Origin of the sequence: Dongia sp., assembly GCF_041906375.1 — a bacterium.
In the GTDB taxonomy this organism is placed as follows: domain Bacteria; phylum Pseudomonadota; class Alphaproteobacteria; order Dongiales; family Dongiaceae; genus Dongia.
The window spans coordinates 1-25,256 of sequence record NZ_JAYRJJ010000012.1; the positions used below are offsets into that span (position 1 = coordinate 1).

24 protein-coding genes are annotated in these 25,256 nt (G+C 63.1%); 12 read left to right on the forward strand and 12 right to left on the reverse strand.

What is annotated here, in order from left to right; genetic code table 11:
- Positions 1-126 precede the first annotated feature (126 nt).
- The 3 genes from purN to ACE3OA_RS20630 all read left to right on the forward strand — a co-directional run bounded on the left by purN (position 127) and on the right by ACE3OA_RS20630 (position 2,102).
- Positions 127-792 (forward strand): phosphoribosylglycinamide formyltransferase, encoded by a 666-nt coding sequence (gene purN / locus ACE3OA_RS20620; RefSeq protein WP_374314356.1) that lies wholly within the window; start codon positions 127-129, stop codon positions 790-792.
- Positions 792-1,790 carry a hypothetical protein gene (locus ACE3OA_RS20625; RefSeq protein WP_374314358.1) on the forward strand — a complete coding sequence of 333 codons (999 nt, stop codon included), beginning with the start codon at positions 792-794 and terminating at the stop codon, positions 1,788-1,790. Before purN ends, ACE3OA_RS20625 begins: the two co-directional genes overlap by 1 nt.
- A gap of 84 nt (positions 1,791-1,874) precedes the next feature.
- On the forward strand, positions 1,875-2,102 hold the full coding sequence (locus ACE3OA_RS20630; RefSeq protein WP_374314360.1) for a hypothetical protein: 228 nt from the start codon (positions 1,875-1,877) through the stop codon (positions 2,100-2,102).
- An 89-nt stretch (positions 2,103-2,191) separates the two neighbouring features.
- Here the strand turns inward: ACE3OA_RS20630 and ndk are convergent, their stop codons facing one another.
- Positions 2,192-2,614, reverse strand: coding sequence for a nucleoside-diphosphate kinase (gene ndk / locus ACE3OA_RS20635; RefSeq protein ID WP_374314362.1), 423 nt, complete (start codon positions 2,612-2,614; stop codon positions 2,192-2,194).
- A 173-nt stretch (positions 2,615-2,787) separates the two neighbouring features.
- Between ndk and ACE3OA_RS20640 the strand changes: the two genes are divergently transcribed.
- From ACE3OA_RS20640 to ACE3OA_RS20650, 3 genes are all read left to right on the forward strand, one after another.
- Positions 2,788-4,701 carry an ABC-F family ATP-binding cassette domain-containing protein gene (locus tag ACE3OA_RS20640; RefSeq protein ID WP_374314364.1) on the forward strand — a complete coding sequence of 638 codons (1,914 nt, stop codon included), beginning with the start codon at positions 2,788-2,790 and terminating at the stop codon, positions 4,699-4,701.
- Between the two features lie 155 nt (positions 4,702-4,856).
- Positions 4,857-5,204, forward strand: a complete 348-nt coding sequence (locus tag ACE3OA_RS20645) for a hypothetical protein (protein ID WP_374314366.1) — start codon at positions 4,857-4,859, stop codon at positions 5,202-5,204.
- Positions 5,205-5,263: 59 nt separating this feature from the next.
- Positions 5,264-6,010, forward strand: coding sequence for a hypothetical protein (locus ACE3OA_RS20650; RefSeq protein WP_374314368.1), 747 nt, complete (start codon positions 5,264-5,266; stop codon positions 6,008-6,010).
- Between the two features lie 24 nt (positions 6,011-6,034).
- On the opposite strand, the gene ACE3OA_RS20655 is transcribed toward ACE3OA_RS20650, so the two are convergent.
- From ACE3OA_RS20655 to irrA, 4 genes are all read right to left on the reverse strand, one after another.
- Positions 6,035-6,631 (reverse strand): DUF3501 family protein, encoded by a 597-nt coding sequence (locus tag ACE3OA_RS20655; protein WP_374314369.1) that lies wholly within the window; start codon positions 6,629-6,631, stop codon positions 6,035-6,037.
- Between the two features lie 99 nt (positions 6,632-6,730).
- Complete coding sequence (locus tag ACE3OA_RS20660; RefSeq protein WP_374314371.1) at positions 6,731-8,062, reverse strand: (Fe-S)-binding protein; 1,332 nt, start codon at positions 8,060-8,062, stop codon at positions 6,731-6,733.
- Between the two features lie 113 nt (positions 8,063-8,175).
- Positions 8,176-8,595 carry a rubrerythrin family protein gene (locus ACE3OA_RS20665; protein ID WP_303979248.1) on the reverse strand — a complete coding sequence of 140 codons (420 nt, stop codon included), beginning with the start codon at positions 8,593-8,595 and terminating at the stop codon, positions 8,176-8,178.
- 212 nt (positions 8,596-8,807) lie between these two features.
- Positions 8,808-9,227: an iron response transcriptional regulator IrrA gene (gene irrA, locus ACE3OA_RS20670; protein ID WP_374314373.1), complete on the reverse strand. Its 420-nt coding sequence runs from the start codon at positions 9,225-9,227 to the stop codon at positions 8,808-8,810.
- A 208-nt stretch (positions 9,228-9,435) separates the two neighbouring features.
- On the opposite strand from irrA, the gene ACE3OA_RS20675 reads away from it, so the two are divergent.
- Together ACE3OA_RS20675 and ACE3OA_RS20680 are read left to right on the forward strand one after the other, a co-directional pair.
- Positions 9,436-10,875, forward strand: coding sequence for an MFS transporter (locus ACE3OA_RS20675; RefSeq protein WP_374314375.1), 1,440 nt, complete (start codon positions 9,436-9,438; stop codon positions 10,873-10,875).
- A gap of 85 nt (positions 10,876-10,960) precedes the next feature.
- Positions 10,961-12,268, forward strand: coding sequence for a DUF3422 family protein (locus ACE3OA_RS20680; RefSeq protein WP_374314377.1), 1,308 nt, complete (start codon positions 10,961-10,963; stop codon positions 12,266-12,268).
- 120 nt (positions 12,269-12,388) lie between these two features.
- Here ACE3OA_RS20680 and ACE3OA_RS20685 read toward each other — a convergent pair whose 3' ends face one another.
- The 5 genes from ACE3OA_RS20685 to petA form a co-directional block, all read right to left on the reverse strand.
- Positions 12,389-13,138, reverse strand: a complete 750-nt coding sequence (locus ACE3OA_RS20685) for a trans-aconitate 2-methyltransferase (RefSeq protein ID WP_374314379.1) — start codon at positions 13,136-13,138, stop codon at positions 12,389-12,391.
- A gap of 9 nt (positions 13,139-13,147) precedes the next feature.
- A complete protein-coding gene (locus ACE3OA_RS20690) occupies positions 13,148-14,023 on the reverse strand; it encodes a VOC family protein (RefSeq protein WP_374314380.1) in 876 nt (291 codons plus the stop codon).
- 212 nt (positions 14,024-14,235) lie between these two features.
- Positions 14,236-15,030 (reverse strand): cytochrome c1, encoded by a 795-nt coding sequence (locus ACE3OA_RS20695; protein ID WP_374314382.1) that lies wholly within the window; start codon positions 15,028-15,030, stop codon positions 14,236-14,238.
- The gene (locus tag ACE3OA_RS20700) at positions 15,030-16,346 is read right to left on the reverse strand and encodes a cytochrome bc complex cytochrome b subunit (RefSeq protein WP_374314384.1); all 1,317 of its coding nucleotides are present in this window, start codon (positions 16,344-16,346) and stop codon (positions 15,030-15,032) included. The genes ACE3OA_RS20695 and ACE3OA_RS20700 overlap by 1 nt, the downstream gene beginning before the upstream one ends.
- A gap of 13 nt (positions 16,347-16,359) precedes the next feature.
- A complete protein-coding gene (petA, locus tag ACE3OA_RS20705) occupies positions 16,360-16,902 on the reverse strand; it encodes a ubiquinol-cytochrome c reductase iron-sulfur subunit (protein ID WP_374314386.1) in 543 nt (180 codons plus the stop codon).
- Between the two features lie 318 nt (positions 16,903-17,220).
- On the opposite strand from petA, the gene ACE3OA_RS20710 reads away from it, so the two are divergent.
- Together ACE3OA_RS20710 and hemF are read left to right on the forward strand one after the other, a co-directional pair.
- Entirely contained in the window at positions 17,221-17,691 is a 471-nt protein-coding gene (locus ACE3OA_RS20710) for a tRNA (cytidine(34)-2'-O)-methyltransferase (RefSeq protein WP_374314388.1), read from the forward strand.
- Positions 17,688-18,572 (forward strand): oxygen-dependent coproporphyrinogen oxidase, encoded by an 885-nt coding sequence (hemF, locus tag ACE3OA_RS20715; RefSeq protein ID WP_374314390.1) that lies wholly within the window; start codon positions 17,688-17,690, stop codon positions 18,570-18,572. Before ACE3OA_RS20710 ends, hemF begins: the two co-directional genes overlap by 4 nt.
- Before the next feature lie 134 nt (positions 18,573-18,706).
- Here hemF and ACE3OA_RS20720 read toward each other — a convergent pair whose 3' ends face one another.
- Both ACE3OA_RS20720 and ACE3OA_RS20725 read right to left on the reverse strand, forming a co-directional pair.
- Entirely contained in the window at positions 18,707-20,533 is a 1,827-nt protein-coding gene (locus tag ACE3OA_RS20720; protein ID WP_374314392.1) for an adenylate/guanylate cyclase domain-containing protein, read from the reverse strand.
- A 23-nt stretch (positions 20,534-20,556) separates the two neighbouring features.
- Positions 20,557-22,038, reverse strand: a complete 1,482-nt coding sequence (locus ACE3OA_RS20725) for a M48 family metalloprotease (RefSeq protein ID WP_374314394.1) — start codon at positions 22,036-22,038, stop codon at positions 20,557-20,559.
- Positions 22,039-22,242: 204 nt separating this feature from the next.
- On the opposite strand from ACE3OA_RS20725, the gene pip reads away from it, so the two are divergent.
- Both pip and ACE3OA_RS20735 read left to right on the forward strand, forming a co-directional pair.
- On the forward strand, positions 22,243-23,193 hold the full coding sequence (gene pip / locus ACE3OA_RS20730) for a prolyl aminopeptidase (RefSeq protein WP_374314396.1): 951 nt from the start codon (positions 22,243-22,245) through the stop codon (positions 23,191-23,193).
- 298 nt (positions 23,194-23,491) lie between these two features.
- Positions 23,492-25,256: glycosyltransferase (locus ACE3OA_RS20735; RefSeq protein WP_374314398.1), on the forward strand; the 1,765-nt coding region annotated here is incomplete at its 3' end.

Consider the following 25,256-nt stretch of genomic DNA (forward strand, 5'->3'; position numbering starts at 1 on the left):
CGACGATGCCGCGCATATCGCCAAGATCCTGCGCGATGCCGGCGAAACGGTGAGTGAAATCGGCCGCATCGTGGCGCGGGCCCAGGGCGCCGCCGGCTGCGAGGTTCGCAACACCGGGCAATGGTAATGGCGGCCCGCAGGCTCAAAATCGCCATCCTGATTTCCGGGCGCGGCAGCAATCTGCAGGCGCTGATCGACCAGTTCGGTCCCGCCGCTCCCACCAGCCCGATCGAGATCGTGCTGGTGCTGTCGAACCGGCCCGACGCCTTCGGCCTGACGCGCGCCGCCCGCGCCGGCATCGCCACCAAGATCGTCGACCACAAGGCTTTTGCCGACCGCGCCAGCTTTGATGCGGCAATGGATAAGGAAATCCGCGCCGTGGGTGCCGAACTGGTGGTACTGGCGGGCTTCCTGCGCCTGCTGACCGACGGTTTCATCGCCGGCTGGCCCGATCGCCTCGTCAACATCCATCCCGCCTTGCTGCCGGCCTTCAAGGGCCTCCACACACATGCCAGGGCACTCGAGGCCGGCGTGCGCTTCCATGGCTGCACGGTGCATTTCGTACGGCCGGAAATGGATACCGGCCCGATCATCGCGCAGGCCGTGGTGCCGGTGCGGCCCGAAGATGACGAAAACAGCCTGGGGCTTCGCGTCCTCGCCGCCGAGCACCGCCTGTTCCCGCAGGCCCTGCGCCTGATCGCGGAAGGGAAAGTGACGGTCGAGGGCGAGCGCGCCATCGTGCGCGACGCAGCCTTTGCCGGCGGCCTGCTGTTCAATCCGCTGGGCGCCTGATGAAATCCGGCCGGCTCTGGCTCGGTCTCCTTCTGCTGGCATTGCTGGCCGGCGCATTGCCACGCCCGTCCGCGGCGCAGACGATGGATCATTACACGCTCATCATGGCCTTCCTGCCCGGGCAATGCCTGGTGAAGCCGGAACTGCCGCTCTGCAAGAACCTCACCCTCAAGGACACGGCCGCGCGCAACCTCATCCTCGTCGGCCTGCGCCCGGACCCACGCGCCAATTCGGTGCCGTTACGCGATTGCGATCCGATGGCCGGCGCCTTCTCGACACCCCTGATGGAGGGCGAGGTCGAAACCCTGGCCACGCAATCCTGCACGCTGCCGCCGGTCAAGCTCAGCCCCGATCTGTCGCGGGCGCTGGCCGAGGTGATGCCGGCCACGACCTATTGTGCCGAGCGGCGTTTCTGGTCGAGCTATGGCGCCTGTTCGATGCTGTCGCAGGAACGCTATTTCCAGCGCGCCGTCGACCGCGCCATCGACATGCGGCGCACCCTGCTTAATGTCGCCATCGCCAGTGCCATCGGCACCCGCGTCAAGCGCGATGCGTTGGTCGATTCCTTCACCCAGCAATTCGGCGACGAAAGTGCGGCTTCGCTGCAACTGGTCTGCGGCCGCTCGGAGAAGCGCCGCCAGGCGGTGCTGACCGAAGTGCGCGTCAAGCTGCGCCAGCTCGGCACCATGAATCAGCTTGCCAAGGACGGCATGTGGCAGGAAGCCGGCAGCACGCTCCGCCACCGTTGCCCCGACGAATTCCTGATCCCCGAAGCCGGCCAGCCGGTGCCCGACCCGGTCGCCAAGCCGGCCGCACCCGGCACCGTCGATATTCCGCAGATGCCCGATATCCCGCAGCCCGACGTGCCGACCGTCACCGCCCCCACCGTCACGGTACCTGAAATCACCGCTCCGCAGGCGGCGCCGCCACCGGACCCCACCAAGCCGCAGCCGATGGAGACGGAACCGATGCAGATCATTCCGCCCCTGTCGGAATAACCCCGGAATAGCGCCCAATTGCCCTCGTGCGGGCAATTGGGTAAAAAGGGACAAAGACCAACCGCCTTCTTTCGGAGATTAACCATGGCCAATCCGTCCGGGTCGCTCAACGACCAGCTTCTCGCCAACCGTCAGCAGACCTGGAACGGCATCGGCCGCCTGCTGCTGTGGGGCACGATCTATGCGCTGCTGCTGGCGCTGGTGACGACGCTCCACGTCGTCAACGGCCCGTCGCTGGGCCTTGGCATCTTCTCGGTCCTCGCCATCGTCGGCGGCTTCATCGCCGTGGTCGTGGCCGTCAGCCGGAAGTAACCGCCCCGAGTAACCGCCCCGGCCCGAGACAAAGAAAAACGGCGCCGCGATGGCTCGCGGCGCCGTTTTCATTTAGCGGCAGCGATCGCTCAGCCGACGATGTCGGAACCGGCGAAGAAATAGGCGATCTCGATCGCGGCATTCTCCAGGCTGTCCGAACCATGGACCGAATTGGCTTCGATCGATTCGGCAAATTCCTTGCGGATGGTGCCGGGGGCGGCATTGGCCGGGTTGGTGGCGCCCATGATGTCGCGGTTCTTCAAGACGGCGCCTTCGCCTTCCAGCACCTGGACGACGACCGGACCCGAGGTCATGAACTTGACGAGGTCGTTGTAGAAGGGGCGGGCCGCATGCACGTCGTAGAACTTCTTGGCCTGGGCTTCCGACATCTGGATGCGGCGCTGGGCGACGATGCGAAGGCCCGCTTCCTCGAACTTGGCGTTGATCTTGCCAGTCAGGTTGCGGCGGGTGGCGTCCGGCTTAATGATCGAGAAAGTGCGTTCGATGGCCATGATAGTCCTCATGTCTGATGTGGCGGGGGCCCCGCAAAATTGCGCGCGCCCCTTGGCGGAATTCGGGCTGGCTTATATACAACTCAGCCGCACTGCACAACCGAACGCCGGTTAAAGTGCTGCCGGCCCCCGAAACGGCTGGCAAAATTGCCCAGAAAAGTAGTTAGAACAATATGTTAACGATTTCGAACCTGACCTATCGCATTGCCGGCCGCGAGATCCTGACCAATGCCAGTGTCTCCGTTTCGGCCGGCCACCATGCCGGATTGGTCGGGCGCAACGGCGCCGGCAAGTCGACCCTGCTGAAGCTGATTTCGGGCGACCTCCATGCCGATTCCGGCACCATCGACGTGCCGAAGATGTGGCGCATCGGCCGGCTCGAGCAGGAAATGAAGGACCAGGGCCGCAGCCTGCTTGCCTGCGTGCTGGCGGCCGATACCGAGCGCACGGCGCTGATGGCGGAAGCTGAGCACGCCACCGACCCCAACCGGATCGCCGAGATCCATGCGCGCCTTACCGACATCCAGGCGCATAGCGCGGAAAGCCGGGCCGCTGAAATCCTGGCGGGCTTGGGCTTCGACGGCGCCGCGCAACAGCGGCCCTTGAGCGACTTCTCCGGCGGCTGGCAGATGCGCGTGGCACTCGCAGCCCAGCTCTTCTCGGCACCGGATCTGATGCTGCTCGACGAGCCCACCAACCATCTCGATCTCGAAGCCACCCTGTGGCTGGAGAGCTATCTCAAAAACTATCCCGGCACGATCCTGCTGGTGAGCCATGACCGCGACCTCCTCAACAAGGTGGTCAACCGCACGATCCATCTCAGCCGCGGCGGCATGATCTCCTATGCCGGCGGCTATGACGATTTCGAGAATATGCGGCGCCTGCGCATGGAGCAGGACATGGCGATGGCCGCCAAGGTCGATGCCCAGCGCAAGCACATGATGGCCTTCGTCGACCGCTTCCGTTACAAGGCGTCGAAAGCGCGCCAGGCGCAGTCGCGCCTCAAGATGATCGCCAAGCTGCAGCCTATTGCGCTGGTCGCCGATGAGAAGGGCATCAACATCTCCTTCCCGCAGCCGGAAGCGCTGGCCCCACCCCTCATCACCATCGACCATGTCTCGGTGGGTTACGAGCCGGGCAAGCCCATCCTCAAGAATCTCGATCTGCGCCTCGACCCCGATGACCGCATCGCGCTGCTGGGCTCGAACGGCAACGGCAAATCGACCTTCATCAAGCTGCTCGCCGGCCGCCTGGAGCCGATGAGCGGCACGATGCGCAAATCCAACAAGCTGCGCGTCGGCTATTTCGCGCAGCACCAGACCGACGAACTCGATCTGGAAGCCACACCGATCGAGGTGATGGCGCGTGCGGCACCGGATCTCCTCCCCGACAAGCGCCGCGCGCATCTGGGGCGTTTCGGCTTAGGCCAGGACCAGGCCAACACCAAGGTGGCGAAGCTTTCAGGCGGCGAGAAGGCGCGCCTGCTGCTGGCTTTGATGAGCCGGCAGGCGCCCAACATCCTGCTGCTCGACGAACCCTCGAACCATCTCGACATCGACAGCCGCCAGGCGCTGGTCGAGGCGATCAACGAGTTCGAAGGCGCCGTCATCATCATCAGCCACGATCCCAATTTGATCGAGCTCACCGCCGACCGGCTGTGGCTGGTGAAGGACGGGGCGGTCAAGACCTTCGACGGCGACATGGACGATTACCGCCGCCAGATCATCTCCGAGCGCCGCGAAAAGCAGCGCAGCGAGAAGCGCGGCGCTTTGCCTGAAAAGGCCTCGGCGCCGAAGGCTGCGGCTGCCCATGCCGCGGTGCCGGCACCCAAGGCAGCACCCAAGCCGGCCACGCCGCAGAAGAAGGCCGCGATCTCGCCGGAGAAGAAGAAGGCGCTCGGCAATGCGGAGCTTGCGGTCAACAAGCTGACCCAGGCCCTCGACCTCATCGAGAACAAGCTCTCCGACCCGTCGCTCTACAACAATGGCGGCACGGCCGAGCTTGCCACCTGGCAGACCAAGCATGCCGAAGTGAAGCGCCGCCTCGCCGAAGCGGAAGAGACCTGGCTGGAGCTGAGTGCCGGGTGAGTTAAAGGGGATAGCGAATGGGTAAAGTTATATCTATGTAACATATTGATATATATAGTAACCGGAAATTTCACTTGATACATTTCCGGTTACATTTTGAGTCTTGTTACCGGAAATGTGAGCCACTATATTTCCGGTAACAGGATAGGTGGCGGATGGAACGCGGCTCTATTGCAAGTGTGCGGGTGGCTAAGTCCCGTCAGCAACGCAAACTCGCTGGCTTGAAACGGGTTGAAGTTCTTGTGCCAGCAAATCAAGCAGATGCGGTGAGAGCTTATGCCGCTCAACTGCGTGAAGGCTCTCAATCTCAGTCGCTGGTACAACTTCGGCGACTCGTTGCCAGCGCATATCATCGGTTTCACGCGATGTGCCTGGACAACATCGACATCGACCCCGCCAAAGCGGATTTTACGGATGGCGCGATTGTCGCCGCGGCCCTGATGCATCGCGGCAATTCCGAGGCTTACAAGCTCGGCCGCCAGATCAGCCGACTGGCCAAATAATGTCGCTTACTCAAATCCAGCGAATGGTCATCGGAGTCCTGCAGGAATTCCGAACACCGATGGATTATGTGGGCGGGGGCGCCGCGCTGAACTTTGACGCGTTCCGCCTGTCGGACGACATGGACATCTTCCAAGACCGTGCCGATGCACTGCCGTCCGGCGTGCACAGGGAATTGGACGCACTCCGCGCTCAAGGATTCACTGTCGAGATGATCCATGCCGACAATTACACGGTCGAGGCGATAATCAGGCAATACGGATCTGAAACGCGCGTCCAGTGGATGAGCGATCCGGAGACTTGCCGACGGTTCTTCGCGGCAGTCCAACACGAAGTATTCGGCTTTGCCCTGCACCGGAGCGACAACGCCGTCAACAAGGCTCTGTGCGCCTCTCGCCGGAGAACGGCCGCCCGCGATGCAGTCGATCTGGCAAACCTCGCAGAAACCTATTGTCCGCTGGGGCCGCTCGTCTGGGCAATCACCGGCAAGGACGCGGCGCGTGGACCACTGGAAATCATAAGAGGGATACGCCAAAACGTCTTTGGATATTCCGATGATGAAATTCGAACCGTGCGCATGGACAACGGTATGGAAATGACCCGCGAACAAGTCCGCGACATATTGGAGCCAGCACTCGACGGCGCCGCCAATTATTGCGAACAGGTCGCACCCGAAGTTTTCTACGGCCACCTATTTGTCGACAAGAACCATATCCCAGGTGAAGCCACCGATGAAGATCTGAGGACGGGGCGTTACGACGCCCTCCCCGTGCAGAATTTTTCAATGGTTCCGTCTTTTCCGGAGTAGCCACCAGACTTCAGGCAGTCGCCCTTAATCCAGATCGCCTGCCAGCGCCGCGCGGGTTTCTTCGGCGATGACGGCCATATGCGCATAGGCCGGATGTTCGAAGCCGAGGATGACCTGCTGGCCACCTTGCTTGAAGGTAGTAGCCTGGGAGTCCGTCAGCGGGAAGTGGATGAACTGGACCGATGACGCCTTGCCCTGTTCATTGGTGCGGTCCTGGTCTTCCTCGGGCTTGCCCTTCACGGTCTCGCCGTTGAACTTCAGGAAGGCGGTATGCTCGACCCCGCCGAGGCGGCCAAGGAAATTGGCGCGGCGCACGGGGTCGTCGATCTCGAACATGACGGTCGCCACCAGCTCGCGCCCCTGCGGGATGAGCGGGTTATAGGCGCGCAATTCGTCGACCAGCTGCTCGTCGCCGCCCTTCTCGATATGCAGCATCTCCTGTACCTGCTGCAGCATGGTGTCGAAATTCTCGAAATAGAAGGTGGCGACCGGCCCCACCTCGACCCGGCGCTTCTTCTTGATCGCCACCACCGCCTTGCGCTTCTCGGCCCGCTGCGCCGCATAGACTTGCGGCGCCAGGATGTCAGCCTTGGTGATTTCCTTTTTGCGGACAGCAGTCATGTCGATCTTCCATTCAGTCGGTGTCAGTCCCGCTACTCTAGCCCTCTCCCCTCGCGGGAGAGGGGGACGTGATTGCTAGGGCGGAACCATCAAATCAGGCTACATCAGCCCATAGGCCCGGGCGAAGAGTTCGATCGGATGAGGCGCTTCCTCGGCCGGCTGTTCGCCGGGCTTCAGGGCGCCGATCCCCTGCAGGATATGGGCGCCGGCCAGCGGGCATTCGGACGAAATCTGGCGCTTGCCCGCATTCATCGCTTGCCGGGCCACCGGCTTGCCGACTTTGAGGGCGATGTCGAAATTTTCCTTCAGCACGCCCCAGGCGCCGCCATGGCCCGAGCAGCGCTCGATCACGGCGAGATCCGCTTCTGGAATGAGCTTCAGCAACTCGGCAGCCTTCTGGCCCATATTCTGCGCGCGCGCATGGCAGGCGATGTGGAGGGCGACACCGCCTTCCAAGGGCTGCAGTCCCGGCGCCAGCCCGTCGCGCTTGGCGATGTCGACGACATATTCGGCGACGTCATAGGTGGCGTTGGAGAGGCGCTTGATCTTTTCCTCATCGGGCAGGATCAGCGGCCATTCAAATTTCAGCATCAGCGCACATGAGGGCACCAGCGCCACCACGTCATAGCCCTGCTCGATGTAGGGCAGCAGCGCGTCGGCGACCGAATGGGCATGCTCGGCCACGCGGGCGACATTGCCTTGTTCCAGCTGCGGCATGCCGCAGCAGCGCGGATAGACGACCTCCGCCTCGACGCCGTTCTTGGCGAGTACGCGCAGCGCCGCCATGCCGATATCGGGATTGTTGTAGTTGGAGAAGCAGGTCGCATAGATCACAGCCTTGCGGCCGTAAGCCGGCGCTTCGCTGTTGACCTCCGGCTTCTCCTCCATGGCGCGCAACACCAGCGTGCGGCCGTGGAATTTCGGGAGATGCGCACGAGCATCGATCCCGGCCACCGCCTGCATGACCTGGCGCGCGGCACCGTTTCCGGCGACGGCATTGGCGACGGGCGCCAGCATGCCGGCCGCCTTGCCGTTGCGGTCGGTCTCGGTCAGTTGTTCGTAGATCTTGTCGTTCTTGCCCTGGCGCAATTCGGCGGCGCGATAGCGCAGCATCAGATGCGGGAAGTCGAGCGCCCATTCATGCGGCGGCACATAGGGGCATTTGGTCATGAAGCAGAGGTCGCACAGCGTGCAGGCGTCGACGACCTGTTTGTAGTCCTCGGTCTTTACGCCGGCCATCTCGTCGGGGCTGGCATCGACCAGATCGAAGAGCCGCGGGAAGGAATCGCACAAATTGAAGCAACGCCGGCAGCCATGGCAGATGTCGAAGACGCGATGCATCTCCGCGTTGATCTTGTCCATGTCGTAGAAATCGGGGTTCTGCCAATCGATCTTGTGGCGGAACGGTGCTTCCAGGCTGCCTTCGCGCATCGACCCATCCTTCGCACGCTGGTTTGCAGGAGCAATTCGATAACCGAAACCGCCGCCGGCTCAGGTTCCGAGCCGGCGGCAGAATCGTTTTAGTCCGCTAGAGGCTGGAGCGTTCAGCCCAGCGTGTCGAGCGCCTTCTGGAAGCGGCCCGCATGGGACTTTTCAGCCTTGGCGAGCGTCTCGAACCAGTCGGCGATCTCGTCGAAGCCTTCTTCACGCGCGGTGCGCGCCATGCCCGGATACATGTCGGTGTATTCGTGCGTTTCGCCGGCGATCGAGGCTTTGAGGTTCGGCGCGGTGGCGCCGATGGGCAGGCCCGTCGCCGGGTCGCCCACTTCCTCGAGGAACTCGAGATGGCCATGGGCGTGGCCGGTCTCGCCTTCCGCGGTCGAGCGGAACACGGCGGCGACGTCGTTATAGCCTTCGACATCGGCCTTCTGTGCGAAATAGAGGTAGCGTCGGTTAGCCTGGCTTTCGCCGGCAAAGGCGTCTTTCAGATTGCCTTCGGTCTTGGAGCCCTTCAGAGCAGCCATTTTCGTCTCCCTAGCTAAATGGGTTGCGCGGGTCTTGGTGCGGGTCCCGTCTTCTGGAATCGGCCGGCCGATTGGGGCCAAGGGGATTCTGAATGGGCAGGATTGGCCGCGACAAGCTTGTTGGTCGGGCGAATCTAGGCTTCGCCCAAAACCATGTCAACAGATTGGAATGGCTTTAAAGAGACAGATTAGTGATTGATCTGATTGGCGAATTAATTATCATTCGCAAGTCGGACGATGACGTCCACGCGGGAAACTTTCATGCCGGAAGGGGGTTGCGGGAGCTGGCTCAGCGCCACCTCCGTCGCCGGTATGTCCATCAGTCGACCCTCGCCCTCGACAAAGAAATGATGGTGCGGGGTGACGTTATTGTCGAAATAGGACCGGCCGGGCTCAACCACGACTTCGCGGAGGAGGCCAGCGGTCGTGAACTGGTGCAGCGTGTTGTAGATCGTCGCCAGCGAGACCTGGATGCGGTTGGCAATCGCCTCGGCATGCAGATCTTCGGCGGATACGTGCTGATCACCGCCCTCGAACAGCAGCTTGGCCAGCGAGAGGCGCTGCCGGGTCGGTCGGAGGCCGGCTTCCTTGAGCTTGGCCAGGATCGAGGTAAAGGGGCGTTTGCTTTCCATTTTAAAACCTTAATCCAAGCCGATCAGGGTGAAAAGCGGGAAACTAAAACCGCTCAAGATCGTGATCTGGCCTCATAGACTGCTTTCTAGAACCCGAGAACGCGACGCATTGGCGCATAGCTGCGATCCCGGATCGGGCGTGGTCGCGCAAGCCCGAGCACCCTATGCTGAGACTAACCCCCGCCCGGTTAAGGCCCCGTTACCCTTCATGCCCGTCCGCACCGCGTCCTACCGCACCCTGGCCCTGATCGTGGCCGCGGCGCTTTTCATGGAAAATCTCGACACCACCATCATCGCGACGGCGCTCCCTGACATTGCGCGCGAAATCGGGGCCGAGCCGCTCAAGGTCAATCTCGCGATCACCTCCTATCTCCTCAGCCTCTCGATTTTCATACCGCTGAGCGGGTGGGTCGCGGACCGTTTCGGCGCCAGGCGCGTGTTCAGCCTCGCCATCGCCATCTTCATGGCCGGCTCCATCGCCTGCGCCATGGCCGATTCCCTGATGGGGCTGGTGGCGGCGCGCATTTGCCAGGGCTTTGGCGGAGCGATGATGGTGCCGGTCGGGCGGCTCGTCATCCTGCGCGCCGTGCCCAAGGCCGAGCTCATCAAGGCGCTCACCTATCTCACCATCCCGGCGCTGCTGGGGCCGGTGCTCGGACCGCCCATCGGCGGTTTTATCGTCACCTATTCCTCCTGGCGCTGGATCTTCCTGCTCAACATTCCGGTGGCCGTCGTCGGCATCATCCTCAGCGTCATCTACATCCCGCCGATCAAGGCACCGACGGTGCCGAAACTCGATTGGGCCGGCTTCCTCCTCACCGGCATCGGTCTTGCCGCCCTCGTCTTCTCCTTCGAGGCGATGGGGCGCTTTCCCTTGCCGAACTGGGTGCTGGGTGCCTCAGCCGCCTTCGGCCTCATCTGCCTCATACTCTATTGGCTGCGGGCGCGGGCCATGGCGGAGCCGATCGTCAATCTGAAGCTGATGGAGATCAGCACCTTCCGCCGCGCGGTGCTGGGCGGCAGCGTGTTCCGCATCGGAATCGGGGCATTGCCTGTCCTGCTGCCCCTCATGCTGCAGCTGGGTTTCGGCCTTTCCGCCTTTGCCTCCGGCCTTCTCACCTTCGCCAGCGCCGCCGGCGCCCTGGTGATGAAGGGGGCGACGCAATTCGTGCTGCGCAGCTTCGGCTTCCGACGCGTGCTGATCGTCAACGCGCTGCTTTGCGGCGCGGTGATGATGACCTATTCCCTGTTCACGCCGACAGTCTCCCACACCGTCATCTTCCTGGCATTGCTGGCCGGCGGCTTCATCCGCTCGCTGCAGTTCACGGGCCTCAACGCGTTGTCCTATGCCGATGTCGGCGAAGGGGCGATGAGCAGCGCCTCGACCTTCTCGGCCATGATGCAGCAATTGTCCTTGAGCATCGGCGCCGGCACGGCGGCACTGGCCCTGCACCTGACCCTCGCCCAGCGCGGCGGCACGGTCTTGGCGGCCGGCGATTTCCAGCCGGCCTATCTCTTCATCGGCGGCATCGTCATGGTTTCGGCTCTTTTCTTCATCGGCCTCCGCCAGGACGCGGGAGCGAATGTCAGCGGTAACATCCGCAGCATGCCCGTCGGCGCCGAAATCAAGGAAACCGGATCGCGCTAGAAACAGGCGCGGCGAAGCAAGCGCAGGCTGCCGGCGAACCTGCTATGCTGCCGGCCGACCGCATTCGATCCGGAGTTGCTGCCCGATGCTTGCCGAACATCCCCTGCGCCGGGAACTGAACGACGAGGTGCATGCGCGCCCGCCCTTGCGCATCGACGGGCCGGCTTTGGTGCTGCATCTGGCCTGCCTGCGCGCACCCGGCGATGCGACGGGCCAGGCGGATCTCCAGTTCATCGCCGACCTTGCGCGCCATCACGGCGCCCCGGCACCCGACCCGGCCAGCCGCTATGGCATCATGCCGCGCGGGGAGACGCAGCTGAAATGGGAGCTGCACACCGAGTTCACCAGCTACACACTGGTCATGCCGCGCGCCGACCTCCGGCCGGGTGCGCTCTCCTGGGCGGAGCTGCCGCCCGATGCGCGCCAGCTTGCCGCGCAATGCCCGGGCCAATGCGTCGCTGCGCTGCTGCTCGAATTCCGCACCGGACCCGAGATTACCGAATTGGGCATGACGCAGACGGGCGAGATGATCGCCTCCCTCTTCCCCTCCGGCGACACGGTGGCCTCCAGCGTCGGTGAGCAGGCAGCGGAAGTGTGGACCGATTTCCATCTCGATGCCGGCGGATTCGGGCGCATGCTGCTCGTCAACCGCACGCTTTCCGCCGGTCGCGCCGGGCGCATGGTGCAGCGCCTGCTCGAGATCGAGACCTACCGGCTGATGGCGCTCCTCAGCCTCGCCTTGATCCGGCGCAGCAGCGGCACGCTGGGCGGGCTGGAAGCGCGCCTCAAGGCCCTGATCGAGCGAACGGCGGTACCCGATTCCCACAGCGACGATGGCGACCGGCTGCTGCTCGACGAACTGACGCATCTTGCTGCCGAAACAGCGAGCCTCGGCACGGCGACGCGCTATCGCCTCAGCGCCGGTGCGGCCTATGCCGAATTGGTGCTGCGGCGCCTGAGCGACATCCGCGAGGGGCGCGTCGACGGTCTTTCGCGCCTTTCAAGCTTTCTCGACCGGCGCTTCACCCCGGCCATGCGCACCTGCGAGGCATTCCTGCGCCGGCTCGATCAGTTGGAAACCGGGATCGACCGCGCCAGCGACATGCTGCGCACCCGGGTCGACGTCAATCTGCAGGCGCAGAACAGTGCTCTGCTCCGCGACATGGAAAGCCGCAGCCGCACGCAGCTCCGCATCCAGGAAGCGGTCGAAGGCCTCTCGGTCTTTGCCATCAGCTATTACCTGATCGGCCTGCTGAAAGTCGTGGCCGAAGGCCTCTTTCCGGCCGAAGACGGCCACGCCCACCAATTGCTCGCCGCCATCGCCGTCCCCATCGTGCTCGGCGCCGTCTGGCTCGGCGTCAAACGCCTCCGGCGCGCGATCAAGGGGCATTGAAGCGCGAAGGCCCCTCACCCCAACCCCTCTCCCCGGAGGGGCGAGGGGCTTGCAGCGAATTCGGCAGAAACTCCCTCGCCCCGCGATAGCGGGGAGAAGGTTGGGGTGAGGGGCCTTCCTCTAGGCCAATCGCCCCAGCGGGATGATCTCCTTGGAGTCCGGCGTGTAGTCGTTGCGCTGCCAGTCGCCGAACCATTGGTCGACGGCGAGGCCGGCTTCGAGCATCAGCCGCGCCAGATGGTCCTGGGGGCTGAAGCGGATCTTCGATTTGGCGGCGAGCAATTCGCCGCTGCCGAGGCGGTAATAGGTGCCGTAGGTGACGATGCCGCTGGGTTCGTCATAGGCATAGTCGTTCCAGGATTCGACCTTGCCGTGCCTGGGATGCGCGACGAAGCGGTGCGATTCCTTCGGGTTCCATTCCAGCCATTCGCGCCCCTTCGGGTTGCGGCTGTCGAAGATGAAGCGGCCTTGGGGGCCGAGATGGGCGGCGATGGTCTTCAAGAGCGCCAACTGGTCGTCATCGGTCAGCAGGCACTGAAAGGCATGGCCGGTCATCACGATGAAGTCGAACCGACGTCCCAGCCGCACGGAGCGGCCGTCGCCTTCGACCCAGGTGACGCGCGCGCCGCCATCGCGCCGCCGGGCGATTTCGAGCATGGCGGCGGCTGGGTCGACACCCGTGACCGCCGCACCGCTCTCAGCGATTGCACTGGCGAGGAGTCCCGTGCCGCAGCCGAGATCCAGCACGGTGGCGCGGCCTTCCGAGAGGGCCAGGCAGGTGCGCGTGTCATCGTACCAGCCATTGTCGATGTCGTAGAAGTCAGCAAGGCGCGGATCGTTATAGAGCGCGTCGCTCTCTTTGATCGTCATGGGACGGGATTACTCCTGGACGAATTCGATGATGACGCCGTTGGCTTCCTCAGGCGGCACGATGCAGCCCTTGCCGGTCTTCAAGGCCAGCACATTATGGAACCGCAGATGGTCGCGGCAGCGCGCCTTGTCTGCCACCGCGATCTTCATCGCCGCGACCCAGGGCGCCGGATAGTCGGGAAGCGGCACCAGCGCCGGATAGAGCTGTTCCAGCCCGGCCTTGGTGGTGAAGCGGATATGCCCGCCGCCGGTGTCGATGACGGTCATGAGATTGGCGGTGGAAATGCGTTCCGGCCCGAAGACCGGCAGCCAGCCGAAGGCCGCGTCGACCGGATCGTCGACCACCACGGTCACCGAGACGATACCGGTGGCGCGGTTGGCATGGCGCAGCCATTCGGGGCGGCGCAGCAGTTCCGGCGTCTTGTGCACGGTGACGAAGGCGGAGAGGCCCGGCGTCACGTCCCGCGGCAGCATGATCAGGCCGAATTCGGGCAAGACCGTGCCTTCCGGCAGTTCAAGTTCGCGCTTGAGAACCTTCGGTCCGTCAAAGGGCAGGTTGGCGGCGCGGAGTTCCCGGGCGCATTGGGCTTCGTCACGCCCGGCGAAGGCAAGGCCCATCAGCCCTTCGTGCGTCTTCACGAACTGTTCGAGATTGTTGGTGAACTGCGCGGGATCGATGATGCCGAGGAGCTCGATATAGTTCGGCTCGAACATGATGCAGTAATTGCCGGTGCCCCAGCCGATATGGCGGCCGCGCGGCGTCAGGTGGAAACCGAGCCGGTCCCAGTTCCGCGCCGCGGCTTCGAGATCGCGCACGCCGACCAGCACATGATCGACGCCGGTGATGGCTGGGACCGGTGGCAGCGAATCCAAGGCTGGCGGCATCAAATCCCCATGCGAATCATGCCCATGCAAATCATGTTTGACCTGTTTACCGCAGATCGACGGGCCGGTAAACGCCGGCAGGAATGAAGTCATTTATCACCGATGGGCGTGACAGCAGCGCAATTCGCTCTGCGCTGTTCCATGACCACAAAAAAAACCGCCGCCCCGGTTGCCCGGAGCGGCGGTCTGTCTATCGCCAAGGATGAGCTGGATCAGTGAACTCTGGCCCAGATCTTCCGCTTGGCGGCATAGGCGATGAGCGTGAACGCCACCAGGAACAGCATCGCCTTCAAACCGGTGCGGATGCGGCTCTCATAGTTCGGCTCACCCGCCCAGGTCAGGAAGACCGAGACGTCGCGCGCCATCTGATCGACGCTCGCTTGCGTGCCGTCTTCGTAAGTGACGGCGCCGTCGGAGAGCGGGTTCGGCATCGCGATCTGGTGACCGGCGAAGCCCTTGTTGTAGTTCATGCCTTCGGTCATCTTGAAATCCGCCGGCGCTTCTTCGTAGCCGGTGAGGATGCCGTGGATGTAATCGGCACCCTCGAAGGCGCCGAAACCGGCACCGGCGCGGCTGCGGGCGATGAGCGACAGATCCGGCGGCAGGGCACCGTTATTGCCGGCACGGGCCGCCTGGTCGTTGGCGAAGGGCGCCTTGAAGCGGTCCGAGGGCTTGCCCGGACGTTCGAACATATCGCCTTCGTCGTTCGGGCCGTCCATGACGGTGACGCTGGCGGCGATTTCCTTCACCGCAGCTTCCGAGAAGCCGATCTCCTGCAGGTTGCGATAGGAGAGCAGGTTCATCGAATGGCAGGCCGAACAGACTTCCTTGTAGACCTGGAAGCCGCGCGCCAGCTGCGGGCGATCGAACTTGCCGAAGAAACCCTGGAACGACCAGGATTCCTTTTCGACATGCACTTCGTGCTTGGGCGAAGCGGCGACGAACAGCACGGCCGTGATGCCGACCAGTGCGGTGATGCCCTTGAGGAGCAGGGACTTGGCGCTCATCAGAGCTTCTCCATCGGCTTAGACGCAGAGTTGGCGATCGCGACATGGCTGCCGCCCCCACCGAGCACCGGTCGTGAAATCGAAAGGGGAACCGGCAGCGCGCGCTCGAAGATCGAGAGCAGCGGCAGGATCACCACGAAATAGCCAAAGTAGTAGGTCGTCGCCAACTGACCCATGGCAATGACGCTGATGCCGGCCTGGCCTTCATCGGGCGCGATGCTGAACGAGAGAGGCGACCAGATCCAATCCGGCGGGTTCTTGCCGCAGACGGTGAGGATCGCGCAATCGAACACCAGCATCCAGAAGAACCATTTGAAGGCCGGACGATAGCGACCCGAGCGGACCGGCGAGCGGTCGAGCCAGGGCAGGACGAGCAGCACCAGGATCGAAGCGAACATGGCGATGACGCCGATGAGCTTGTCCGGGATCGAGCGCAGGATCGCGTAGAAGGGCAGGAAGTACCATTCCGGCACGATGTGCTGCGGCGTCGAGAGCGGGTTGGCCGGCACGAAGTTGACCGGATCGCCCAAGGTCACCGGGGCGTAGAAGACCCAGTAGGCGTAGAAGATCATGAACACGCCGAGGCCGAACATGTCCTTCACCGTGTAATACGGATGGAAGGGGATCGTATCCTGCGGCCCCTTGGTGTCGATGCCGATCGGGTTGTTGGAGCCGAAGCGGTGCAGGGCCACGACGTGCAGCACCACGACGCCCAGCAGCACGAAGGGCAGCAGATAGTGCAGCGAGAAGAAGCGGTTCAAGGTCGGGTTGTCGACCGAGAAACCACCCCAGAGCAGCGTCACGATATGCTTGCCGACGACGGGCAGGGCCGAGAACAGGTTGGTGATGACGGTGGCACCCCAGAAGCTCATCTGGCCCCAGGGCAGCACATAGCCCATGAAGGCGGTGGCCATCATGAGGAGCAGGATGACGACGCCGATCTGCCACAGCAACTCACGCGGCGCCTTGTAGGACCCGAAATAGAGGCCGCGGAACATGTGGACGTAGACGACGATGAAGAACATCGACGCGCCGTTCATGTGGATGTAGCGCAGCAGCCAGCCGTAATTGACGTCGCGCATGATGCGCTCGACCGAATTGAAGGCCATGTCGACATGCGGCGTGTACTGCATGGCGAGGAAAATGCCCGAGGCCATCATGACGACAAGCATGAAGCCGGCGAGGCTGCCGAAGTTCCACCAGTAGCTGAGGTTCTTCGGGGTCGGATATTCGTTCGCTTCGTGATCGAGGAAGGTAAAGATCGGCAGGCGATGGTCGATCCAGCGGATCACGGGATTCTTGAATTTGGCGCTCATGATGCCCGCTCCCTCAGCCGATCTTCACGACGGTGTCGCTGACATACTGGTAGGCTGGAACCTCCAGATTGGTCGGCGCGGGGCCTTTGCGAATGCGGCCCGATGTGTCGTATTGCGAGCCGTGGCAGGGGCAGTACCAGCCGCCGAATTCGCCCTTGGGCTCGGCATCCTTCTGCCCCAGCGGCACGCAGCCGAGATGGGTGCAGACGCCGACCAGCACGAGATATTCCGGCTTCTGGGCGCGGACTTCGTCGGCCTGCGGATCCTTCAGATCAGCCGTGTCATCCTTCTTGGCCTGCTCGATCTCGGCCGCCGTGCGGTGGCGGATGAAGACCGGCTTGCCGCGCCACTTCACCGTGATCGCCTGGCCTTCGGCCACCTGGCCGACATCCACTTCGATCGAGGAGAGCGCCAGCACGTCCTGAGAGGGGTTCATGCTGCTGATAAAAGGCCACACCGCGGAGGCCGCGCCGAAGGCGGTCACCGATGCTGCGGTCAAAAAGAGAAAGTCGCGCCGCGTGCTTTGATCACCAGGCGATTGCGCGTGATCCGCCATATTCCTTGTCCCTCCGGCAAGAGAAACCTGCCCGCGCCTATCACCCCGCTTGACGCGTGGCTCTGGGAACGCAGACAGGCCTCGAATACCCAAAAAATCCCGCGGGTTATACCATGACGACCGAAACTGACCGCTGGCCTGGAACGCGACACAATGCCGCATGAAAGGACAATATCCCGTCCCCATCCCGGCCGCGAACCTGCAAGGTCACGGCATTCCCCCTAAACCGGGCCAAGGGTATAAACAATTCCGTTTGATTTGCAAGGTTGGGCAGCTTACTGGCCCGCCCATCTTGGTTACTGAAAGTATAACCGAATCATGCGTTTGGTCCTGTTCGAGCCGGACATTCCGCAGAATACCGGCACGCTTCTGCGGCTCTCTGCCTGCTGGAATCTGGCCGTCGACGTGATTTTTCCCTGCGGATTCATCTTCGACGACCGGCGGATGAAGCGCGCCGGCATGGATTACATCGACGCGGTCGATATCCAGCGGCACAGTTCCTGGCCCGCTTATCTCGCCTGGCGCGCGGAAAACCCGGCTTTGGCCGGCCGTTTGCTGCTGCTCTCCACCAAGGCGGCCGAGCCTTATCAGACCTTCGCCTATCGGGCGGATGACAGCATCATGGTCGGACGCGAATCGAGCGGCGTCCCCGATGTGGTATACGCAGCCGCCGATCACCGGCTGGTCATTCCGTTGCGCGATGGCATGAGATCGCTCAATGTCGCCATCGCCGCCGCCGTGGTCACCGCGGAAGCCCTTCGCCAAACCGGATTTTCGAGTCTTTCATGACCCCCTACAGCACCGATTCCGCCTTCCCCGACGATTATCAAGCGCAGGCGCAAGTCTGGTTCAGGACCCTGCGCGACGAGATCTGCGCCAGCTTCGAGGCGCTGGAAGATGAATTTTCGTCGCACCCCAACCTTGCCCCCGGCAAAGCCGCCGGCCGCTTCGAACGGAAGGATTGGGCGCGCGATGGGGGAGGTGGCGGGACGATATCGTTGATGAAGGGGCGCCTCTTCGAAAAGGTCGGCGTCAACATCTCGACCGTGTTCGGCACCTTCTCGCCGGAGTTCCGCCAGCAGATTCCCGGTGCCGCCGGCGACGGCAGTTTCTGGGCCAGCGGTATCAGCCTGGTCGCCCATATGTGTTCGCCCCATGTGCCGGCGGTGCATATGAACACGCGCCTCATTGTCACCAGCAAAGCCTGGTTTGGTGGTGGCGCGGATCTGACGCCGATGTTTCCCGAAAACCACGCCGAAGATTCCGCCATCTTCCACGCCGCCCTCAAGAGCGCCTGCGATGCGCAGGATCCGGCCTATTACCCGCGCTTCAAGAAATGGTGCGACGATTACTTCTTCCTGCCCCACCGCAACGAGCCGCGGGGGCTGGGCGGCATCTTCTATGACCAGGTGAATACCGGCGACTGGGCGCGCGATTTTACCTTCACGCAGAGTGTGGGCCGTGCCTTCCGCGACGTCTATCCCCAGATCGTGCACCGGAACATGGCGCGCAGCTGGACGGCGGAAGACCGGCACCATCAGCTGGTGCGCCGCGGCCGCTATGTCGAGTTCAACCTGCTCTATGACCGCGGCACCACCTTCGGCCTGAAGACCGGCGGCAATACCGAAGCCATCCTGATGTCGCTGCCGCCGGAAGTGGTCTGGCCGTAAACCCCATACTCGGCGTCATGCCCGCACTTGGTGCGGGCATCCACGAGTTTTTTCACGAAAAGGAAGTCGTGGATGGCCGGGCCAAGCCCGGCCATGACGGCATGTGTGTTGCCAATTGCGCGCAATGGCCACCCCTAATCCAATCGGTAGATTTCCGTCGGCGTCGAGCGACCGGGCAGGACTTCCTCGCCAAGCGAGGTGAGCGCGATATCGGGCGGCAGCAGTTTCGCCGCATCCGCGCTGATGCTGACGATGACCGAGCGGCTGCCGTCATCGACCTGCTTGCCGAACTGCTCCAGACGCTGCGCGATGTTCACCGCATCGCCGACCAGCGTGTAGTTGATGCGGCCGGGTGCGCCGATATTGCCGGCGATGGCGCGGCCGCTATGAATGCCGATGCGGATGCGCACCGGGGACAGGCCTTTCTTCGCGCGGCGCGCATTGTCGGCGGTGAGGCGCGCCGCTATGCGCTGGGCAGCGTGCACCGCGCGCACGGCGTGATCCTCCTGCGCTTCGGGTGCCCCCCAGAAGGCCATGATGGAATCACCGATATATTTATCGATTGAGCCGCCCTCGGCCGCGATATGGCTGCCCAGCAAGGTGAAGTGCCGGTTTAGGAAGGCCGCGAGGCGCCGTGGGCTGAGGCGCTGGGCGATGCCGGAAAAGCCGACGATATCGGTAAAGAGCACCGTCACATCAACTTCGCGCGAGGCGAGGATCTCGCTGCTGCTGGGGCGCATCAGATGCGGCACCAGCGATTGCGGGACATAGGTCGAAAACCAGCCGAGACCCGCGCGCATGCTGTTATAGGCACCGGCCGCGACGTCGATCTCCCTGAACCGGCTGCGCGCCAGCACCGGCGCACCGCTGAAATCGAGTGCTGCCAGATGCCGCGTCGCGTCCGCCAGCTGGCGCATCGGTTGGCCGATGCGGCGTCCGAGGATGAGTGCCAGCGCGACGGCGATGGCGATGACGATCGCGGCGCCATAGAGCGTGCGCCAGAGGGCTTCGAAGACGCTGTCGACGATCGAGGATTGCAGATAGACGCCGACGGTCAGCGGCTGTTTCAGAAGAGCCGGCACGTCCTTGTAGATGATGAGATAGGACGCGTCGCCGACCCGCACATCCTCCTGCTCGCGGAACGGCGTTGCCTGCGGGCCGGGTGGCAGCACTTCCTCCGATTGGGTGCGGTCGAATTGCGCGAGGACCGGGTCGTTGATCTCGTTGAAGCGCGGCAAAGGCCGCTCGTAATCGAGATGAAAATCGCCGCTGAAGAGATTGCGGTGCGAAAAGACGACGTCCTTCTCGCCCAGCACGAAGGGTGTCGTGTAGGGGCCGGCACGGTCCTTGAGATGCTGGGAAATCTCGGGCAGCGAGATCACGGCCGCAAAGACGCCGAGCGGCTCGCCGCGACGGCGCACCGGCGCCAGAGCCGACATCACCGGCTTTTCCAGCTCCGGCAGATAGATCGGAATATCCCAGATCGGCTCGTGCGCATCGATGCCGACCCGATAGGCGCGGCGGATGCCGGCATCGCGGGTGCCGTCGGCGAGCCTGGTGACATAAAGCTTGCCGTCGAGCTGGCGCGCGGCCTTCACCACGGTGAGATCGGTGCGGATGAAGCTGACCGCAGTGAGCTGCGGCGAGGCGGCCAGTGAGCCCATCAGCAGGTCTGAAAGCCGCGCATCGTCATCGGGTGCCACCCTGGCGCTGGCGAGATAGCCGGAGAGGAACCGCACCTGCTCCAGCGCCGGGTCGAGTTCGGTTTGCAGCGCCTGTTCGAGCGTGGTGATTTCGCGATTGGCAAGGGTGTTCAGCAGATTGTAGGTGTTGTCATAGGCGATCGCGTTGATGACCAGCGCCACCACGGCGATGGCGATTGCCGCCAATCCGCCGAACGTGGCGGCCAGCACCAGCCAGATCGAAAAGCGCCAGGCCTGTGGGTCGGAAACGCGCGCCATGGCGCGGATTCTCTATCGCGCCATCAATAGCCGACGATCTTCACCAATTGCCCCGCCTGCAAGGGCTGGCCCTGGTCAAGGCGGTTCAGGACCTTGAACCAATCCGCCTTGGCCTCCGGCACCACCATGCGCGCAGCGAGGCTGTCGATCGTGTCGCCCGGCTTCACCTCGACCACGCGTATGCGCATCGGCTTGTAGCCGGTGGCCTCGTTGGCAGCCAATTGGCGGAAGGAGTTAGCCGTGGCACCAAAGGCCGAATCCATGGCCTGGAATCTGTTCGTGGGCGCCGCGAAAAGGAAGCGATAGACATGGTTGTCGGGAAAGCGCACGGCAATGAGGCGGAAGGTGGCCGGCTGGTTGCTGACCGTTCCTTGCGCAATGCCGGTCGCGGCTTCCATGCCATTGATGTTGATGCGCTGCAGATCGCTGATCTTGGCCTTGGGGTTCCACTGGCTCTGCACATAAGTGACGAGGTCGCCGACACCCTTGGGCGCCATGTCGAAAATCATGGCGCCGCCGTCGCCCTGCCCGACCACCTGGCTCGGCTGGTTCTGCAGTTTGAAACCCGGGGGTGCCGTGAAGGTGAAACGCAAGCTCGGATGGATGAATTCGCGCCCTTGGACCACGCCATCTTCCGGGTTCTCGCCCCACATGATGCCGTCGATCTTGGTGAGGTATTCGTTGCGCGCCAGCATCGCACCCGGAGTCGCGGGGCCGGCTTGGTTGATGGCCTGTTGCACGCGGTCGGCGGTGCGCGGATGGCTCTGCTTCATGCTGTAGGATTCGGCTGCGGCTTCATTGCCGGCAAGCCGCGCCTCAAGATGCGTGTCGGCATTGAGGGCGCTGAGGAACGACCCCATCGCCTGCGGGTCGTAGGTTGCGCGCTTCAGGTAGCGCACACCCAGCGAATCGGCCTCGAATTCCTGCTCCTGCGAATACTTGCCGAGGTAATTCTGGGCGATCTCCGTGCCGAACTGACCGCCCATCTGTGCACCCTGATCACCACCGAGCACGGCGCCGAGGAGGACGCCGGCAAGGACGCCGATCTGCGCCTTCTGCTGCTGGCCCATGCGCTCCGCCGTGTGGCGCGCATTGACATGGCCGATCTCATGGCCAAGCACGCCGGCCACTTCCGCCTCGTTGACGGCGAGGCCCAGGAGATCGCGCGTCACATAGACATAGCCGCCCGGCAAGGCGAAGGCATTGATGTCGGAGGAATTGAGGACGGTGAAGGTATATTTGACGTCCTGGCGCTCGGCGGTCGCCGCCACGAACTGGCCGACGCTGTCGATATAGGTGTTGAGGGCCGGCTTCTCGGCATAGGCGCCGCCGAATTCCTCCAGAATCTTGGGGTGCTCCTCGGCGCCGATCTGGTTTTCCTGCGCCTCGGTGACGTTGGTTGAAAAGGTCCGGCCCGTGGCGGGGCTTGTCGCCTGCATGCAGCCGGTAACCAGCAAGGACGTGCCGGCAAGCAGAAGGGCTGCGAAAGTGTGCTTGAAACGCATGGGCTGGCTCCGACACCGAGTCTTTGAACTTCCCGGATATTAGCGCGGCAGCTGCGCCGGCCGGTTAGTTTTTTTGGCGGGGTCCCATGTGAGCAACATCACGATGGCGCGATTGGTTCCGTTGTGCGCCCCCCGTTGCCGGCCCGCGCATTTGCCATGCTATAAGATGGCCCGACGCCGCAAACTCGCAAGGATTTCCACCGTATGCCGCCGAAGGATCTCTATCCCGATATCGCGCCCTATCGCACCGGCGAACTGGCGCTGGGGGACATCCACACCATGTATTTCGAGGAAAGCGGCAACCCGAAGGGGGTCCCCGTCGTGTTCCTGCATGGCGGTCCCGGCGCCGGGGCCAATGCCAGTCACCGGCGCTTTTTCGACCCCAAATACTACCGCATCGTCATTTTCGACCAGCGCGGCAGCGGCCGGTCGACGCCCTTGGGCGAGATCAAGGACAACACCACCCCGCTCCTCATCGAGGACATGGAACGCCTGCGGCGGCATCTGGAGATCGATGCCTGGTTCGTTTTCGGCGGTTCCTGGGGGTCGACCCTGGCGCTTGCCTATGCCGAATTCCACCCCGACCGGGTGCGGGGTCTCGCCTTGCGCGGCATTTTCCTGTGCCGGAAGTCGGAAATCGACTGGTTCCTCTACGGCCTCAAGGAACTGGCGCCAGAGGCCTGGCGCGCCTTTTCCGGCTATATCCCGGAAGCGGAGCGGCACGACCTGCTGGGCGCCTATCATAAACGGCTGATGAACCCGGACCCGCAGGTGCATATGCCGGCGGCGCGCGCCTGGAGCATCTATGAGGGCAGTTGCTCGACCCTGCTGCCCAGCCCGGAGACCATCCAGGCCTTTTCCGGCGACACGCTGGCTTTGGGTTTGGCCCGCATGGAAGCCCATTATTTTGCCAACAACATCTTCCTGCCAGAGAACTTCCTCTTGGAGAATGTCGGCCGGATCCGCAAGATTCCGGCCTTCATCGTGCAGGGCCGCTACGACCTGGTGTGCCCGATCCGCTCGGCCGACGACCTGTCCCGGGTCTGGCCGGAGGCGCGATACGAAATCATCCCGAATGCCGGCCATTCGGCCATGGAACCGGGCACCCGCGCCGCTCTGGTCCAGGGCATGGAACGGTTCAAAGAGTTGGGGTGAGGGAATTGGGGTGAGCCGATAGGCCGGGAACAAAGGTCACCGCGGTTTGGTTAATGGCGATCGAAGTTCCGGACCGGCCGTCACAGTGATCACGCGATGTTGTTACGGCTGCGGCGGGGCTGCCCCTTGCCAAAGTACTAGAAAATGGCGATTTTGCGTTGCGGTAGCCTTGCCGGTCGGGATGATGGAAGGACCGGCGGGGCGCAGTTGAAACTAGTCAATCCTTGGTCGAGGCCGATGGCGCGGGACAGGCGCATGGTTTGCCTGCGACCGGTTGGCGTTCGGGTTCGGGATAGACATGCGTTTCAGTAACTGGCTCATCGGCCTTGCTCTGGCGGCCATGGTGGCGGCTGCCTGGTTCATTCTGAACCCGACGATCGACGCCGATCCTTTTGAAGGCGATCTGCGCGGCGTCTCCTATTCCGCCTGGCGGCAGGACCCGACCTCGCTTGCAAAGCGCGAGCCGACGATCGATGAAATCCGCGAGGACCTGCAATTGGTGGCAGGCCTCACGCGCTCCGTCCGCACCTACGAGGCGACCGGCATTTCCCAGCGCATCCCGGCCTTGGCCGCGGAACTGGGCCTCAACGTCACGGCCGGCGCCTGGATCGATGTCGACAAGAAGAAGAACGAGGAAGAGATCGCCAATCTGGTGGCGATCGCCCATGACGTCGGCGGCGTCAACCAGCTCATCGTCGGCAACGAATTCCTGCACCGCTATCGCATGGCGCCGGAACGGGTCCAGGAACTCGACCCCGAGGGCACCAAGGGCCTCAAGGGCGGATTCGTCGATCCCGAACTGAGGGACGAACTGATCGGCTATCTGCGCCGCGTGCGTGCGGCAAGCGACCTTCCCGTCTCGACCGCGGAGCCGTTCGACATCTGGCTCAACAATCCCGAACTGGTCGCTGAGACGGATTACATCGCCATCCACATCCTGCCCTTCTGGAACGGCATCAATATCGACCAGGCGCTGAAATGGACGCTGGATCGCTATCACGCCGTGCAGAAAGCCTATCCCGACAAGCGCATCCTCATCGCCGAAGTGGGCTGGCCGAGCGAAGGCCTCACCCGCTCGACCCTCGCTGAAGAAGGCCCGGAATATCAGGACAAGGGCGGCGCCGTCGCCTCGCCGGTCAACCAGGGCCTGTTTCTGCGCCGCTTCCTCATCGAGGCGAAGAAAGCCGACATCGATTACAACGTCATCGAAGCCTTCGACCAGCCCTGGAAGATCGCGGTCGAAGGCGGCGTCGGCGCCTATTGGGGCCTGTGGAACGCCGACCGGCAACCCAAGCCGGCGTTGCAGGGCAACCTCATCAACTTTGCCAACTGGCCGGCCTTCGCCATCGCCTCGGTCGTCATCGGCCTGCCCTTCGTGCTGTTCCTGATGCGCACGGAACTCGGCATGAAGCGGCGCGGGCGTTTCTTCGTCGCCATGCTGGGTTATGGCGGCGTCATCACCGCCGTCCTCATCTATGCACAATACAGCCAGCTCTATCTCACCATCTATGACGTCATCGCCATGGTGGCCGTGGCGCCGGCGGTGTTGTTGCTGCTCACCATCTTCCTCATCGAAGGGTTGGAGATGGCCGTCAATCTGTGGCTGGGGCAGTCGAAGCGCAGCCTCGTCCCGCCACCCATTCACAGCTCGTGGAAGCTGCCCAAGGTTTCGGTGCACGTCCCCTGCTATAACGAGCCGCCCGATATGATGATCGAGACGATCCAGGCGCTGGAGCGGCTCGACTATCCGAACTTCGAAGTCCTCATCATCGATAACAACACCAAGGATGATGCGGTCTGGCAGCCGGTAGAGGCTTACATAAAATCTCTCAACAGGCCCAATTTCCGCTTCTTCCATCTGCCGAAATGGCCGGGCTTCAAGGCGGGTGCCTTGAACTATGCGCTGACCGAAACGCAAGCGGATGCCGAGATCATTGCCACCATCGACAGCGATTATATCGTGCGCGCGAGCTGGCTTTCCGATCTTGTGCCGCATTTCACCAATCCGCAGGTGGCGCTGGTGCAGGCGCCGCAGGATTACCGCGACGGGCATGAAGACCTCT